This window comes from Streptomyces sp. NPDC060209, assembly GCF_042728155.1.
GTDB lineage: Bacteria > Actinomycetota > Actinomycetes > Streptomycetales > Streptomycetaceae > Streptomyces.
The window spans coordinates 19,913-34,350 of sequence record NZ_JBHWZS010000010.1 but is presented as its reverse complement, the minus strand read 5'-3'; the positions used below and the strand labels follow the sequence as shown (position 1 = coordinate 34,350).

The following is a 14,438-nucleotide window of genomic DNA, read 5'->3' as shown; positions in this document are numbered from 1 at the left end:
CAAATCAGCGAAGTAGGGCAGCCGCGATGGGGTGTCAGCCCCTTCTGACAGCATGCTGCTGTGACAGACACACGCCGACTCGGGACAGCGGAGGCGGAGCAGGTGCTGCCGCGTTTCACCCGCGGTGGCCCCAAGCACTCCATCGGCGGCCTGGGCGAGGCGGGCACGGCTCGGCTGCTGTCCCTGTCCGGCCCGGCGGCTCGATCTTCCGGGCCCGGCATTCCACCAGCAGGGCCTCGCACTACCGGTCCTCCACCAGCTCGACGGGACAGACCTCCACCGCGAGCCACTCGGCCAGCGCCCTCTCGCTTGCGACCGTCGACGGCCTGAACCCCAGGGCCTCGCGGATCTGCTTGCGGTGGTACTCGGCAGTCCGGCCGACCAGCGTGTACTTCGCGAAGTCGGCGGCCGGGACCTTCACGAGACCGTCCGGCCGGGCCGCGCGGATCAACCGGAGCGCGGCCAGGGAGTTCACGGCGCCTTTGCGAAGAAGGTCAGCCCGACGAAGCCGATACCGACGACGATGGCCGGCGCGCAGTCCTGCAGCGGGCTGTCCTCGGCCGGCGCTGCCGCCGTCGGGAGCGGGGCCCCCGGTCTACGCGGGCACGGACTCGGGGTGCAGGACCACCTTCGTCCACCCCGGGCTGCGCTTGTCGAAGTTCTCGTACGCGCTGGGCGCCTCGTGGAGCGGGAGTTCGTGCGAGACCAGGAAGGACGGTTCGGCCTCGCCGCCGGCGATCAGGTCCCGCAGCGCTCGGTTGTACCGTTTGACCGGTGCCTGCCCCGTGCCCATGGCCTGCCCCTTGAACCACATGAGGCCGTAGTCCAGAGGGACCTTCCCCTTGGCCTCCAATTCGTTCTGCGCTTCCTTCCCGCCGGGGTCCTCAGGCAGGAACACGCCGACGACGCCGAGCCGGCCGGTGAAGCGCACCGAGTCGATGAGCTGGTTGAGCGTGAGGGACGCGTCCTCCTGGCCCTGCGGATCGTGGGCCTGGTAGCCCACGCACTCGCAGCCGTTGTCCGCACCGAGCCCGAGGGTGGCCTCCTTGATCACCTCGGCGGGGTCCTGCTTGCTCGTGTCGATCGCGATCGCGCCCACGTGCTCCGCCAGCGCCAGCCGGTCCGGGTGGTGGTCGGCGACCCACACCCGCCCCGCGCCCTTGAGCACGGCGGAGTACGCGGCCATCAGGCCGACCGGACCGGCCCCGAAGACCACAGTCTGGTCGCCCGGCTTAACACCGGCCATCTCGGTGGCGTGATAGCCGGTCGGGAAGATGTCCGCAAGCATCACGTAGTCCTTCTGCCGCTCGGCAGCGTCCTCGCCGAGCCGCAGCGCGTTGAAGTCGCCGAACGGTACGCGCAGGTACTCCGCCTGGCCACCCGCGTACGGCCCCATCTCGGCGAACCCGTACGCCGCTCCGGCCATGGCGGGCTCGGGCTGCATGGTGAGGCAGTAGTTCGTCAGTCCCCGCTCACACTGTTTGCAGAAGCCGCAGGCGATGTTGAAGGGCAGGACGACGTACTCTCCCACCTTCACCTTGCTGATCCCGGAGCCGACCTCCACCACCTCGCCCATGTTCTCGTGTCCGAGGCTGCGCCCCTGCTCGAAGGACGTACGCCCCTCGTACATGTGCAGGTCCGAGCCGCAGATGTTCGTGGAGGTGATCCGGACGATGATGTCGTTGGGATGTTCAATCCTGGCATCGGGGACCTCGCTGACGCTGACATCGTGCGGGCCGTTGTACACCACTGCCTTCATGTCGAGTCACGCTTCCCGACCACTCGGCCACGGCCCCGAGTCACCGTCCCCGACGGCAGGGCGCGGGTGATCCGTTCGCTTGTCCAGGGCACCCGTCGCGGCCGCTCGTCGGCGCCGGCCCGCGCCGGGCTCATCTATCCACTGTGGCACCGGCCGGACGGCGTGGCGAACGCTCGACGAGCCACGGGGGCCGCGTGTCCCGGCACCTTCCGGAGCCGGTGCGGATCCCGGGCCGCCCGTCCCTGCCGCCGCGCGGCCCGGTAGCTGTGACCCGGACCTCTGCCGCGCCGCCCGTACCCGCTGGACGCTCGTCGTCTTCGCCGTGTTCATCACCCGTGCAGAACTCATGTGACTTACCGTCACGGCACGAGCACCTAGGCCGTGTGGCGAAAATGGATCTTGGGCTGTGAATGATCACGGTTCATGGGGCGGGAGATCTCACGGACGAGCAGTGCTCGGTTCTGGGTCCGTTGTTGCCGAAGGGCGCCAGGGAGGGGCGGCCGCCTGTTGGCCTCGGCGGCAGTTGATCGACGGCATACGGTTCCGGGCCCGGAGCGGGGTTCAGTGGCGGGACATGCCCGTCGAGTACCGGCCGTGGGGCGGGTCTACGACCTGTTCCGCCGATGGCAGCGGAACGGCGCCTGGCACCGGATCCTCACCCGGCTCCAGTCTCTGGCCGAGGTGCGATCATTGGGACCTGAGCGTCGGCTACACGGTCTGCCGCACCCACCAGCATGCGGCCAGGGCCGCAATCAGGGCGCTCGGCATCGTCGCCACACTGGCCGGCCTGCGCGCCGGGGACGGCCGCGACGTCCTACGGGAGTTCTCCCAGCACACCGACATCAAGATGCGCCACGTCGCCGAACTCATCGTGGAATGGGTCCTTCCGTGCTGGGCACACCGAACGAGTGGTTGGTGGCGCGGCATGGGGTGCAGGCGGGAGCGGGTGTTCGCGGTGACACCCGCGATCGTGACCTTGCTGGTGAGAGCAGGCCGCGTGCTGGGAGACCGAGGAGATCTGGCCGTACCGCCTGTCCCGGCCGGCGGAAGCCAGCGTGTCACGTGGCGCCGACGCTTCCCCAGGGACATCCTGTGGGCACTTGCGATCGCGGGGACAGCCGACGAGAAGGGTCCAGCCATGCGGGTGTCGTCGCAGGGCGTTACGGTCGTGATTCTCCTCGCGGACCCGGACGCGCCGACGGAAATCGCTCAGCGCATGGCCCGGATACTTCCTGATCGGCTCGCCGACAAGTCAGGCCAGGGGCAACGGTTCGACGTCGAGGTGGTCAGTGAGCCCTTCACCGCAGGGACCGAGGACCCGCCCACCTTGATGCGCCGGATCGTAGAGCGCAGAAGTGCGGAGAACTGGGACATCGTCGTGGCCCTCACCGACCTTCCGCTGCACTCACACAGGCGCAAGCTCGTTGTGGATCTGAGTCACGAAAACGGCGTGGCGCTGCTGTCCCTTCCGTCACTGGGGGGCTGGCGGCTGCAGAGAAAGGCCCGGCGGGCCGTGGAAGAAGCCGTGCTCAGCTTGGCAAGCCCGCGGGCCACTGGGGCTGAGGGAGCTCCGCGAAGTCAGCCACCGTTGGGGCCCTTCGTCGGTCGTCTCGCACCTGTCCATCCAGGCCCGGTCGATGAGGAGGAGACCGCCGATCTGCGCTACGTCGCCAGCGGGCCACGCGGCTACCTCAGAGTGCTCCTCGGTATGGTCCGCGCCAACCGGCCGTGGCGGCTGGTGCCGGGTCTGTCCAAGGCCCTGGCGGCCGCACTCGCCACGGGAGCCATCGCCACCGTGAACTCCACCGTCTGGAGCCTGGCCGCGTCCCTGAGCGCGCCACGCCTCGTGATCGCCATGGTCGGTTCTGTCGGGCTCATGATCGGCTGGCTGATCGTGGACGCGAACCTGTGGCATCGAACAGCGGAGGGCTCGCCGGAGGCGAGGAAGAGGGCGGCTCTCTACAACACCTCGACCGTCGTGACCGTGGGTATCGGGGTGCTCGTCTGTTACGTGGGTTTGATGGTCATCAACCTGGTGTGGGCGCTGTTCATCCTCAACGACCAGGTGTTCGCTTCCATGACACGAACCCCGCTTCACCCCACGGAGTACTGGACGTTGTCCTGGTTCGTCGCTTCGACTGCCACAGTGGGCGGCGCACTGGGATCGGGCTTGGAGAGCGACGAGGCGATCCGAGCAGCCGCCTACCCCAAACGCGAACAGGAACGTCGCCGCGTGCTCCAGGACGAGCACGTGGACTAGGCAGTTTGTGTCTGGATCATCGGGCTGACCAGAGGCGCTCTCGCGGACAAGGCCCGTGTCGGATTCCCAGAGGCTGGTGGTCGGAGACATGGCAGGACCCTTCCAGGACAGGTGGTCGATGAGGAAGGAAGCGAGGTCCCGCCGCGCGGCGGTGTCGGCCTCGACCTCGGCCCAGAATGCTCGGATCTCCTGGCCCGCCGCGGCTGGTTCCAGCGTGCTGACGTGCTGGATGCGGGCCAAGGGCATCCCCAGGCGCCGAAGCCAGGCGACGAGCCGGGCCTGGTCCATCTCCAGCTGATGGCCGGCCGCTGGATGGACCTCGGCATGTTCAACGCGCACGGGGTCCCGGGTGCCGACGCGTTGGGCGCGGCCATTTGCATCTGTCGGGAGCGTTGTGCGGTCGAGAGAGCGGGCCCGGAATCAGTTGGCATGACTCCGGGCCCGCTCCGTGTGGGTGTCGCTGCTGTCAGGCGGCCCAGCCGATGGATGAGACGTTGGCGTACTTGTCCCAGTCGGTGCCGAAGTCCTGGAGGATCTCGTCCCAGATGGCGTCTAGTTCCTCGACGTCGTCGGCGAGCCAGGCGTCGAGCAGCTCACCACCGACATCGCCACCGCGCAGGAAGCCGCGGCCGCCCACCACATCGCCATACAGGCTGCGGCGGGCCCCGCCGTCACCACGCACCAGCAGGCCACAGAGGCCGTGCGCAGCGCCCTCGCCGCTTCCCCTACCCATGGTGCATGTGAGATCTCAGCCCATGATGGCACGCCGACGCGACGGCCTTTTGGAGAAACCTCCACCACCTCGGGCCTTCTCCCTCGCTCCGATCACTGGCCCGTACGAGGCCGGCCGCATGGCTCACGTACGCCGAAAGGATCGGAGCGGGGCGTGCCGGGGACTATGGCGGTCACTGCGTACCGGTCGCCCGTCTACGGCTGACTGCAATGAGCCCTGCTCCCACGATGGGCATTCCGCCGGCCGCAGCGGCGCCGACGATGCCAAGGGAGGTAAGTCCTGTTTCGGCGAGGGTGGGCTTTGAGGACTGCCCCCGGGCGGCGTCGCGAATGACGTCGGTGACAGCGTCCGGGTGGGAGATCATCACGCTGTGGGAGGAGTCGATCTCAACGGTGTGGGAGTCGGCGCGCTTGGCTTGGAAGCGCTCCAAGTCGGGCGCGATGGCCCTGTCGTTGGTGGCGACGACGGCCCATGACGGAATGGTCCTCCACGCGGCCGAAGTCACTTTGTCGGTGAAGGCCGTGGCTGAGATGGGGCGTTGGCTTGCGGCCGCCACCGACGTGGCTGTCTGGGGCAGGTCTGCAGCGGCGACGGCGCGGAACTTGTCCGGCGAGACGTAGAGATCCGTGCCCGTGGAGCCGTCCGCGTTCGTGAAGGGCCTCTGCACCAAGGCGGGGTTGAGCGCGCTGCCAGGGAACTTGGCGCCCAGTTCGCCGAGGGCTTCGGCAGGCAAAGCGGCCAGCGTGCGATCGATGCGGTGGGTGCTGATACACATGATCGAAGAGACGGCTCGCCATGCGGGTCACGCCGACATCCTCCGTGAGCAGGCTGACGGATCCATCGGCAGGTAGATACCGCTCTACAAGCCGGCTAGAGCACGGCGGTTGACCGATGAAGAGGGCCGCTAGTGCTCTGACCGGGATGGTTCGCCGGGTTGTGCTTCGCGGTGAGGGGTCGTGGGCCGGTTGGATGTGGGGACACATCCAATCTGGTGCATGGAGGCGTGGTGGCAGAGCCGGTCAAAGTCCGCAGACTGACCGACCAAGAGGGGCAGCGGTTGCAGCAGATTGTGCGGCGGGGCAGCACCAGCTCGGTGCGCTACCGGCGCGCGATGATGCTGTTGGCCTCGGCCAGCGGGAACCGCGTGCCGGTGATTGCCCAGCTGGTGGCGGCCGACGAGGATACTGTGCGCGACGTCATTCACCGCTTCAACGAGATCGGCCCGGCCTGTCTGGACCCTCAGTGGGCGGGAGGCCGTCCCCGCCAACTCAGCTCTGAGGACGAGAACTTCGTCGTACAGACGGCAACCACCCGCCCGGCCAAGCTCGCCCAGCCCTTCACTCGCTGGTCGATTCGCAAGCTCGCCGCCTAGGCCCCGGTGTCCTAGCTCAGACACCAGCCGCAATGTAGCGGGTGATCATACGCTCGCCGTCGTGGCGGCCTTCTCGTCGTGCTCGCGGAGCATTCGCATGACGGTGGCGGGTGAGGGGCGCTGGCCCTTCTTCGTGCCGGTGGTGATGACGAGCCGCTTGGCGATGTCGCGCAGGCTCATCTCCTGGTCGCGCAGGTGGAGGGCCATGGACAGCATGTCCGGGTCGGTGACGCCCGCGCCGCCGATGGTCTTGCCGCGCTTTCGGGCGGACTCATGGCCTTCGAGGGTGCGGTCGCGGATGTACTCGCGCTCCATGCCCGACATGGCCGCCAGCACGGTGAAGACGATGCCGGAGGGGGCGTGCGAGCCCTTCAGTTCCCCGGTGAGGAACTCCAGTCCGACGTCACTGGCCTTCAGTTCCTCGGCGAGCATGGCGAGTTCGATGCCGCGGCCGAGCCGCTTGTGCTCGTGGACGACGAGGGTCACGGCGGCGCCGGAGGAGCGGATCTCCCCGGCGAGCTTCACGACGGTCTCCAGTTCGGGGCGCTTCGTGGCGCGGGTGGAGATCTTCTCCGAGAAGATGCGGGTCACCCCGGCCGCGGCGAGGGAGTCGAGCTGCGCGTCCAGGAACTGCCGGGCGGTCGAGGCGCGGGCGTAGCCGAGGCGGACGTGTCCGACCGGTTCGGCGCCGGCGCTGACGGGCCGGGGCAGTTCGGTCCACGCCGAGCCGGGCTTGCGTACGGCGGGGGTCGGCACGCTGAGGGCCTTGGCGAGGTGGGGCACGAGGCGGAAGCGGGCGGTGTGGTACTGGATGGCCACCTTGCCCTTGCCGGTCCGGCAAGGGGAGCCCGCGGGGGCCGCGCAGGAGGACATGGGGCAGTCGCGCGATTCCACGCGCTTGAAGTCGTCGCTCACACCTCGGAGCGTTTCATGGGTGTGTTTCAGGAGGCAAGTCGTTTGCAACAACTCATGAAACATGATTGCCGCAGGTGGGCCGCCGGGCGGCCGGGTGTTTCACGAGCGACCACCTATGAAACGCGCTGAGGCGAAGTCGCACTATCGGTGCGGGTCTCCGGGTTGTGTTGGCTGATCAGCTGTGTGCTGGGAGCGGTCTTGGCGCCGGGTGGCGTGGAGGGAGCCGAGCAGGTGGAGGGAGTGGGCGCTGGGGCTGCCCGGTTCGGCGTGGTAGATGACGAGCTGCTGGCCGGGTGCCTCGCGTACGTCGAACGCCTGGTAGGTGAGCGTGAGCGGGCCGACATCCGGGTGGAGGAAGTGTTTGGCGTCCTGCGTCTTGCCTCGCACGGTGTGGGACTGCCACAGGCGCGCGAAGTCCGCGCTGTGCTCGGTGAGGGTGCCGACGAGTTCGCGCAGCCGCGGGTTGTCCGGTTCGAAGCCGGTCGCCTCGCGGAGGTTGGCGACGGTGGCTTGTGCCGCCCGGTTCCAGTCCGTGTAGAAGGTAGGGCCGGCGGGGTCGAGGAAGGCCATGCGGGCGAGGTTGTCCGCCGGGGTGAACGCCGAGTAGAGGGCCTGGGCCAGCGCGTTGACTGCGAGGAGGTCGAGGGTTCGGTTCATGACGAACGCCGGGGTGTTGGGGTAGCCGTCCATCAGCTGTCGCAGGGCGGGGCTGACGCGCCCAGTGGAGTGAGGCGAGAGTCGGTCGCCGGGCGTGGCCCCAGCCAGCCGGTACAGGTGCGCCCTGGCGTCCTCGTCGAGGTGCAGCGCATGACTGAGAGTGTCAATCACCTGGGGTGAGGGGTTGCGTTCGCGGCCTTGTTCGAGGCGGGTGTAGTAGTCGGCGTTCACTCCGGCCAGGACGGCGACCTCCTCGCGGCGCAGTCCGGCGACTCTGCGGGTCCCGTGGCTCGGCATGCCGACGTCGTGCGGGCGCAGGGCGGCGCGGCGTGCGCGCAGGAAGTCCCCCAGATGGTTGTCGTCCATGTCTTCAGGCTAGGCGGCGCGCCGGTGGGCTGCCTGGGTGTGGTGCACCCAGGGAGCATGCGTCCTGGTTGGTCGCCGCTGACCTGCGCAGACTCGGTGGAGCGGGAGGGACCGCACCGTTCGAGGAGTGGGGGCCGCCATGGCCGCGATCGAGGACGGCCACGTGGACGTGGTCGGTATGTGGGTGACCGAGGACGGGCACATTCGGCAGGAGCTGCTGCCGGACGGCCGTTACGACGAGGCTCGCGGCGAGCGGGCCAGTGCGTACACCGGCCGTTACACGGTCACCGGTAGTCACCTGGACTACGTCGACGACACCGGGTTCACCGCCACAGGGGACATCCGCGACGGAGTGCTCTACCACGAACACCTCGTGCTGTACCGAGAGTCGAGCCCGTCGTAGCGGGGCGGCGAGCGTAGCGGGACAACGGGGTTCGGGCAGCAGCTGCTCCGGTCGAGGAGACCGACTCCTCGTGGGAGCGGACCGACTGCCGAGGCAGGCAGCAGTCGCTGACAGACGTATCAAACGCAAGGGAAGGACCGTATTCATGACCGGACGACGTCTTGAGGGCAAGGTGGCCCTGATCACGGGCGCGACCGGGGGGATCGGTGCGGAAACCGCCGAACTCTTCGCCCAGGAGGGCGCCCGGCTGGTGATCACCGATGTAGCCCGGGAACCCCTCCAGAAGCTGGCGCGGCGCATCGAGGCGGGTGGCGCGGAGGTGGCGACCGCCCTCCTCGATGTCTCCTCCGCCCGGGAATGGGAGGAGGTGACGGCCCTCGTACGCGATCGTTTCGGCGTGCTGGACGTGCTGGTGAACCTCGCCGGAATCCTGGACTGGCCGGGTATCGAGGACACGCGGGAGGAGGTGTGGGACCGCGTGATCGACGTGAACCAGAAAGGCACCTGGCTCGGTATGAAGGCGGCGATGCCGCTGCTGCGAGCGAGCGGCAACGCGTCGGTGATCAACACCTCGTCCGTGCTCGGCCTGGTGGGCAGCGGCGCGGCCGCGGCCTACCAGGCGTCGAAGGGCGCGGTGCGCCTGCTGAGCAAGACGGCCGCGGTCGAGTACGCACGGCAGGGTGTACGGGTCAACTCGATACATCCCGGAGTGGTCGCCACACCGATGATCCAGGACCTCCTGGAGGAGCAGGGCGACCAGCAACCGGACATCCAGCGCACCCCCATGCGCCGAGCCGGCCGCGCCGATGAGATCGCCCCCGCGATCCTCTTCCTCGCCAGCGACGACTCCTCCTTCGTCACCGGCTCGGAACTCGTCGTCGACGGCGGCCTCACCGCACACTGAACAACCCGCCCGCCGGGCGTCCACGACGCCACCCGTGCGCACGCCCGGCAAGCGCGCTCATCTCCTGTGCCGTCTGCCTCGCGAGTGCGTGACCGTACAGCAGCCCAGACAGCCGGCGCGGGAAACTGCGCGCGACCCCGATCTTTACGAGAGGACCTCATCATGACGCCCACCGCCGCGTCTGCCGAAGCATTCGAGTTCACCGGGAAGACCGCCCTGGTCACCGGGGCCGCGCGCGGCGTGGGCAAGGAGACCGTGGCACTGCTCCATGCCCGCGGCGCCCGCGTCGTCGCCGTCGACCTGCGTCCCGACGTCACGACCCTGCAGGACGAATTCCCCGGCGTACTCGCGATGCGGGGCGACATCACGCGGGAGGAGACCGCCGTCCACGCGGTCCTCTCGGCGCTGGACACCTTCGGAGGACTGGACATCCTGGTGAACAACGCCGGACGCACCCTGAACAAACCCGTCACCGAGACCACCGCCGAGGACTGGGACACCGTGATGGCCGTCAACGCCCGCGGATCCTTCCTCTGCGCCCGAGAAGCCTTCCGGGCCATGCGGAGCCGGGGCGGCGGGAGCATCGTCAGCACCGGGTCCTACGCCGGCACGGTCGCCCTGCCCGAAGGCGCCGCCTACAGCGCGTCCAAGGGCGCCCTGGCCCAACTGACCAAGGTGCTCGCCGTCGAAGGCGGACCATGGGGCATCCGCGCCAACCTTGTCGCCGCAGGCGTCATCGAGACCGACTTTCTCGACACGATCCGCCCCGACAGCCGCGCCTACCTCGCATCGTTCGCCGACGCCCAGCCCCTGGGCCGAGTCGCACAGCCCGAAGAGATCGCCGAGGTTCTCTGCTTCCTCGCCTCACCACGCTCCAGCTTCATCACCGGAGCCGTGGTACCCGCAGACGGCGGCTTCACCGCCGTCTGACGTGACGGGGCCGATCAGCCGTTGCTCGGACACACCACCCTGCCTGCCTGCCGGACGGCGGGTTGCCGGAAGTTCGTCATCGCGTCTCCGCACGTGATCGACCGGCGGTGTCTGTCGCGCCACGGGCACGGGGCACCGTGAGCCCCAGGTCGAGTCGCTGGTCCATGTCCAGGCGGAAGGTGCCGTAGGGGTTGACGTTGGACCAGAACAGCGCGGTCAGGCCGCGCCGATCCTCCTCGCTCAGCCTCGATGCCCAGGCCGGTTCGGCCAGGACCTGCTGCACCAGCAGGGTGTTGACATGCACGAGCGCGGACTGGAGCAGGTGCAGGGCGAGCATCGAGGTCTCGGCGTGCTCCTTGTCCGGGCCGGTCAGGGCGCCGTCCTTGCCGTAGTGGAGCACGGTGTTCGCGCTGTTCCAGTTCTCCACGACCTGAAGCCCGCCGTGGATATCCCGGCGCAGGCCAGGACTGGCCAGGTAATCCACGTTCGCCGCCGCGTGGCCCGGCAGCTGGCGCGTGTGTCTGGACCGATTCCGTGAGCTCGCCACGGACGACTTCTCTGTCAAGTTCCGTGTGTTGAAGTGAAATGGCAGGCTTGGATAGATGGAGGGGCGCGGCTCGGCTGCACCCCTTCGTTGGCACTGAAGGCACTGTTCGACCAGCGGTGTTCAGGTGGCGGGCGAACGGCGATGCCAAGGACGGTCTCGCGGGCTCAGACGTCGATCGGGCGCCAGGTGGGCCCGTTGTCGTCCTGGCGGGCGTGGCCGAAGACCATGTCGGCGAAGTGGACGCCGAAGCCGATGGTGCCAGGTTCCTGGAGGTCGGCGACGAGCTGGCGACGGAAGTCGGTGGACTGGGCAGTGTCGTGGTCGGGGGCGGCGGACCACTCGGGGTGACTGATCTGGATCGGTGAATGCATCGCGTCGCCGAAGGCGATGAGCCGCTGTTCGCCCGAGTTGATCTCGTAGGCAGTGTGGCCGGGGGTGTGGCCTGGCATGAGCCGGACCCTCACACCGGGGAAGATCTCCTGGCCGTCTGTCACGGTGCGGACCTTGGGAGCCATCGCGTCGATCTCTGCCTTGCCCACGCCGTGCGCTTCCATGTGGTCACGCGCGGCCCACTCCGGTTCCGTGAACAGGTACTCGGCCCGCGGGAAAGCAGGCAGACCGCTGCCGGGGAGGGGGCGGCAGAGCCAGCCGACGTGGTCGCCGTGCAGGTGGGTGATGGCCACCGCCTCGATGTCCTCGGGACGGCGGCCGGCGCGGGGCCAGGTTGTCGAGGAGCTCTCCCCCGTGGAGGGCCCCGATGGGGCTGCCGGGCTCGGCTTCAAGTGACTGGGGTCCGAACCCTGCATCGATCAGCAGCGCGCGCTCGCCGTGCTCGATCAGCAGGGCGCCGATGGATCCGGTGAGCTGGCCGTTCTCGTCCAGGTACTCGGGATGTGCGGCCCATGCCTCGTCGGTGCTGGCGGGCAGCCAGCCGCGCGGTGAGAACTTCACCGCTCCGTCCGGTACATAGGTAACTTCCGTCTCGCCAAGCGTCAGCGATCGCAGACCAGAGGGCCGGCGCAGTCGTTCGCTCTGGTGCGGAGAGTTCTTGGTCACGTGCATGCTCTTTGCTGTCGAGGGCTCAGGAAGACGCAGGCCCTGGGCTCAGGTGGGGGTGGTCCGGGCCTGGTTATGCGGGGAAGGCTTCGGAGGACTGCTGGATGCGGTCGATCAGGCGGTGCTGGTTGACGGCGTCGGTGAAGGTGGTCGCCTCGGTGGTGCCGTTGGCCTTGTCGCGGGCGAAGGCTGCGTAGAGGTGGGCGAGGTCCTTCACGCTCTCGTCGAGCGCGGAGTCGGGCAGGGACCGGTACTTGGCGGGGACGTCCAGCACGGTGAGGGTCGGCTCGTCGCTGTCGGTGTTGACGCCGTGGAGGGTGTTGTCTTCGGTGTTCTCAAAGGCGCGGTCGTTGGTGACGCGCAGGACGCCCTCGGTGCCGGTGATGTCGATCTGCAGGCCGGTGGGGAACTTCTGGCCGCCCTCCAACTGCACGGAGAACAAGCCGCCGTTGGTCAGGGTGCCCAGGGCCATGACCTGGTCGGGTTTGACGGAGGGCACCGTCTTGCCGGACTCCGCGAGTGCGATCTCGGGGAACTGGGTCGCGGTGAGAGCGGTGAGGTCCTTGGGCGGTCCGACGAGGCGGAACAGGACGTCGAGGAAGTGACCGCCGTAGACGGAGAGCACGTGGGTGTAGTTGTCGGCGTCGATGGTCCACTCGACCTTGTCGGGCATGACGGGCCCGAACGCGTCCACCCCGACGGAGATGCGGGCGGCCCGCACCTCTGCCACGTATCCCTGCGCGATCAGGTCGCGGGCGTAGCGGGCGGCGGGCCCCAGGCGGCGCTGGAGGCCGACGATGTGCCTCACGCCTTTCGCCTCGGCCAGGGCGAGCAGCTCCTGCGAGTCCTCGGTGCGGGTGGTGAGCGGCCATTCGCTGTAGACGTCCTTGCCGGCCTCGATGGCGGCCCTCACGAGCGGCGCGTGGTCGGGGGACGGCGTCACTACCGCCACCAGGTCGACATCCGGGTCGCCGATCAGCTTGTAGGGGTCGTCGTAGGCGTGCGGGATGCCGAACTTCTCGGCCGCCTTCTCGGCTGATTCCTTGCGGCGCGCGGACACGGCGCTCACCTCGAACTCGGGCAGCGTCCGCAGCGCCGGGATGTGTCCGTAAGAGGCCCAGCCGCCTGCCCCGATGAGCCCGACCCGGATTGCCTTTGTGGTCATGTCCTGCTCCTTCACGTGTACGGGCCCCGTTGCCGGGCCCAGTGTTCAGTGGTGCTTTGTGCGTGGCCGGGCGGCATTTCCGCCCGGCCGCTGATTCACCCGACCGCCGGGTCACTCGCGCGGCGCCGGGCGGGGCGGGGGAAGCCGTGCCGGCGGGCGCTGAGGGCCACGGCGAGGGCGATGACGAGGATGGTGAGTGCTCCCCAGGTCAGCGATGCCGAGCCGGTGCCGCTGAGGAGGAGCCCGCCAAGGACGGCACCGGCGCCGATGCCGGCGTTCCAAGTGGTTACGACCAGGGACTGGACGACGTCGACGGCCTCGTCGCTGCCTGCCGCCTCGGCAGCAGCGGTCTGAAGCAGCGGCCCCGCTCCGCCGAAGGCCAGCCCCCAGATCGCCGCGGAGGCGTAGACCAGCCACCCGGTGCCGGTGAACAGGCCCAGGACCAGCGTCGCGACGGCGAACAGGGTGAAGCTCGTCAGGGCAAGGGTGCGCAGGTGGCGGTCGATGAGCACGCCGGTCATCCAGATGCTGGCGAGCGAGACGATGCCGAAGACCAGGAGCACGGTGTCGACCCGGCCGGACAGGCCGGTGCCGCGCAAAAGCGGTGCGATGTAGGTGTAGAGGATGTTGTGGGCGAGCACGAAGGCCAGGGCGGCGATGAGCACCGGGACCACTCCGGGCAGGGCGGCGGCCTGGCGCAGCGGCATTCGTGCCTGGCGGGCCTGCCCGGGAAAGTCGGGCACGATCGCGACGATCCAGACGATGAGCGCCAGGGTCAGCGCGGTCATGATGGCGAAGGTGTAGCGCCAGCCGACCAGGTTGGCCAAGAAGGTCCCGGCGGGGACGCCGAGAGACAGGGCAACCGGGGTTCCAGCGAGCGCGATGGCGGTGGCCTTACCCCGCTGGTGCGGTGCCACCATGCGGCGGGCGTAGCCGGCCATCATCGCCCACAGCAGTCCGGCGACGACACCGCCGATGAACCGTGCCACCAGCGTCAGGACGAATACGTCGGAGACGGCGGTGACGGTGTTGGCGACGACGAACCCGGTGAGCGCGAGCAGCAGCAGCCGTTTGCGGGGCCATGCCGTCGTCGCGGCGGTCAGCGGGATCGCGGCCACGAAGGAGCCGATCGCGTAGACGGTGACCGTCTGGCCCGCAGCGGACTCGGTGATGCCCAGGCTGCTGCTGATAGCGGGCAGGACCCCCGCGGGCAGGGCCTCGGTCATGATGGTGAGGAAGGCGGCGGTGCTCAGCGCCAGCAGGCCGGCCAGCGGCAGCCGGTCGGACCCGGCCCGGCTTCGCGCCTGGGGTGCAGCCGCGCGGTCGGGCTGTCGTACGTGCGTCATGGCCCTATCCTTGAACCTTGACGTT

General features: G+C 68.9%; 14 protein-coding genes and 3 pseudogenes. 6 read left to right on the top strand and 11 right to left on the bottom strand.

All coding sequences use genetic code 11. From position 1 onward, the window contains the following. Positions 1–241 precede the first annotated feature (241 nt). Both ACFWFI_RS03820 and ACFWFI_RS03815 read right to left on the bottom strand, forming a co-directional pair. A complete protein-coding gene (locus ACFWFI_RS03820; RefSeq protein ID WP_387385055.1) occupies positions 242–475 on the bottom strand; it encodes a DUF4158 domain-containing protein in 234 nt (77 codons plus the stop codon). Positions 476–595: 120 nt separating this feature from the next. Beyond that, complete coding sequence (locus ACFWFI_RS03815; protein WP_387385052.1) at positions 596–1,759, bottom strand: glutathione-independent formaldehyde dehydrogenase; 1,164 nt, start codon at positions 1,757–1,759, stop codon at positions 596–598. Between the two features lie 1,138 nt (positions 1,760–2,897). Between ACFWFI_RS03815 and ACFWFI_RS03810 the strand changes: the two genes are divergently transcribed. Next, the gene (locus ACFWFI_RS03810; RefSeq protein WP_387385134.1) at positions 2,898–4,019 is read left to right on the top strand and encodes a hypothetical protein; all 1,122 of its coding nucleotides are present in this window, start codon (positions 2,898–2,900) and stop codon (positions 4,017–4,019) included. Between the two features lie 36 nt (positions 4,020–4,055). Here the strand turns inward: ACFWFI_RS03810 and ACFWFI_RS03805 are convergent. The 3 genes and pseudogenes from ACFWFI_RS03805 to ACFWFI_RS03795 all read right to left on the bottom strand — a co-directional run. Next, positions 4,056–4,358: pseudogene (locus ACFWFI_RS03805) on the bottom strand (hypothetical protein); the annotation flags it as partial. 127 nt (positions 4,359–4,485) lie between these two features. Further along, positions 4,486–4,752, bottom strand: a complete 267-nt coding sequence (locus ACFWFI_RS03800) for a hypothetical protein (RefSeq protein ID WP_387385049.1) — start codon at positions 4,750–4,752, stop codon at positions 4,486–4,488. A gap of 172 nt (positions 4,753–4,924) precedes the next feature. Next, positions 4,925–5,527, bottom strand: coding sequence for an alpha/beta fold hydrolase (locus ACFWFI_RS03795; protein ID WP_387385047.1), 603 nt, complete (start codon positions 5,525–5,527; stop codon positions 4,925–4,927). Between ACFWFI_RS03795 and ACFWFI_RS03790 the strand changes: the two are divergent. After that, a pseudogene (locus ACFWFI_RS03790) lies at positions 5,502–5,603 on the top strand (DUF664 domain-containing protein); the annotation flags it as partial. The gene ACFWFI_RS03795 and the pseudogene ACFWFI_RS03790 overlap by 26 nt on opposite strands. A gap of 155 nt (positions 5,604–5,758) precedes the next feature. Next, positions 5,759–6,121: pseudogene (locus ACFWFI_RS03785) on the top strand (transposase); the annotation flags it as partial. 48 nt (positions 6,122–6,169) lie between these two features. On the opposite strand, the gene ACFWFI_RS03780 reads toward ACFWFI_RS03785, so the two are convergent. Then, complete coding sequence (locus ACFWFI_RS03780; protein ID WP_387385044.1) at positions 6,170–7,039, bottom strand: recombinase family protein; 870 nt, start codon at positions 7,037–7,039, stop codon at positions 6,170–6,172. Between the two features lie 141 nt (positions 7,040–7,180). Beyond that, complete coding sequence (locus ACFWFI_RS03775; protein ID WP_387385042.1) at positions 7,181–8,062, bottom strand: helix-turn-helix transcriptional regulator; 882 nt, start codon at positions 8,060–8,062, stop codon at positions 7,181–7,183. Positions 8,063–8,201: 139 nt separating this feature from the next. On the opposite strand from ACFWFI_RS03775, the gene ACFWFI_RS03770 reads away from it, so the two are divergent. The 3 genes from ACFWFI_RS03770 (at position 8,202) to ACFWFI_RS03760 (ending at position 10,299) form a co-directional block, all read left to right on the top strand. Continuing rightward, positions 8,202–8,465, top strand: a complete 264-nt coding sequence (locus ACFWFI_RS03770) for an Atu4866 domain-containing protein (RefSeq protein WP_076972001.1) — start codon at positions 8,202–8,204, stop codon at positions 8,463–8,465. A gap of 145 nt (positions 8,466–8,610) precedes the next feature. Continuing rightward, positions 8,611–9,369, top strand: coding sequence for an SDR family NAD(P)-dependent oxidoreductase (locus tag ACFWFI_RS03765; RefSeq protein ID WP_387385039.1), 759 nt, complete (start codon positions 8,611–8,613; stop codon positions 9,367–9,369). Between the two features lie 162 nt (positions 9,370–9,531). Further along, positions 9,532–10,299: an SDR family NAD(P)-dependent oxidoreductase gene (locus tag ACFWFI_RS03760; protein ID WP_387385037.1), complete on the top strand. Its 768-nt coding sequence runs from the start codon at positions 9,532–9,534 to the stop codon at positions 10,297–10,299. 76 nt (positions 10,300–10,375) lie between these two features. Here ACFWFI_RS03760 and ACFWFI_RS03755 read toward each other — a convergent pair whose 3' ends face one another. From ACFWFI_RS03755 to ACFWFI_RS03740, 4 genes are all read right to left on the bottom strand, one after another. Further along, positions 10,376–10,846 (bottom strand): Tn3 family transposase, encoded by a 471-nt coding sequence (locus ACFWFI_RS03755; RefSeq protein WP_387385034.1) that lies wholly within the window; start codon positions 10,844–10,846, stop codon positions 10,376–10,378. A gap of 164 nt (positions 10,847–11,010) precedes the next feature. Then, positions 11,011–11,529 (bottom strand): MBL fold metallo-hydrolase, encoded by a 519-nt coding sequence (locus ACFWFI_RS03750; protein ID WP_387385031.1) that lies wholly within the window; start codon positions 11,527–11,529, stop codon positions 11,011–11,013. 446 nt (positions 11,530–11,975) lie between these two features. Beyond that, positions 11,976–13,067 carry a Gfo/Idh/MocA family protein gene (locus tag ACFWFI_RS03745; protein WP_387385028.1) on the bottom strand — a complete coding sequence of 364 codons (1,092 nt, stop codon included), beginning with the start codon at positions 13,065–13,067 and terminating at the stop codon, positions 11,976–11,978. A gap of 95 nt (positions 13,068–13,162) precedes the next feature. Beyond that, positions 13,163–14,413 carry an MFS transporter gene (locus ACFWFI_RS03740; protein WP_387385025.1) on the bottom strand — a complete coding sequence of 417 codons (1,251 nt, stop codon included), beginning with the start codon at positions 14,411–14,413 and terminating at the stop codon, positions 13,163–13,165. Positions 14,414–14,438: the final 25 nt, after the last annotated feature.

Excerpts from the sequence above, each read along its gene's own strand:
- ACFWFI_RS03815 (WP_387385052.1), bottom strand. The coding sequence starts at position 1,759 with ATGAAGGCAGTGGTGTACAACGGCCCGCACGATGTCAGCGTCAGCGAG.
- ACFWFI_RS03810 (WP_387385134.1), top strand. The coding sequence starts at position 2,898 with ATGCGGGTGTCGTCGCAGGGCGTTACGGTCGTGATTCTCCTCGCGGAC.
- ACFWFI_RS03800 (WP_387385049.1), bottom strand. The coding sequence starts at position 4,752 with ATGGGTAGGGGAAGCGGCGAGGGCGCTGCGCACGGCCTCTGTGGCCTG.
- ACFWFI_RS03795 (WP_387385047.1), bottom strand. The coding sequence starts at position 5,527 with ATGTGTATCAGCACCCACCGCATCGATCGCACGCTGGCCGCTTTGCCT.
- ACFWFI_RS03775 (WP_387385042.1), bottom strand. The coding sequence starts at position 8,062 with ATGGACGACAACCATCTGGGGGACTTCCTGCGCGCACGCCGCGCCGCC.
- ACFWFI_RS03770 (WP_076972001.1), top strand. The coding sequence starts at position 8,202 with ATGGCCGCGATCGAGGACGGCCACGTGGACGTGGTCGGTATGTGGGTG.
- ACFWFI_RS03765 (WP_387385039.1), top strand. The coding sequence starts at position 8,611 with ATGACCGGACGACGTCTTGAGGGCAAGGTGGCCCTGATCACGGGCGCG.
- ACFWFI_RS03760 (WP_387385037.1), top strand. The coding sequence starts at position 9,532 with ATGACGCCCACCGCCGCGTCTGCCGAAGCATTCGAGTTCACCGGGAAG.
- ACFWFI_RS03745 (WP_387385028.1), bottom strand. The coding sequence starts at position 13,067 with ATGACCACAAAGGCAATCCGGGTCGGGCTCATCGGGGCAGGCGGCTGG.
- ACFWFI_RS03740 (WP_387385025.1), bottom strand. The coding sequence starts at position 14,413 with ATGACGCACGTACGACAGCCCGACCGCGCGGCTGCACCCCAGGCGCGA.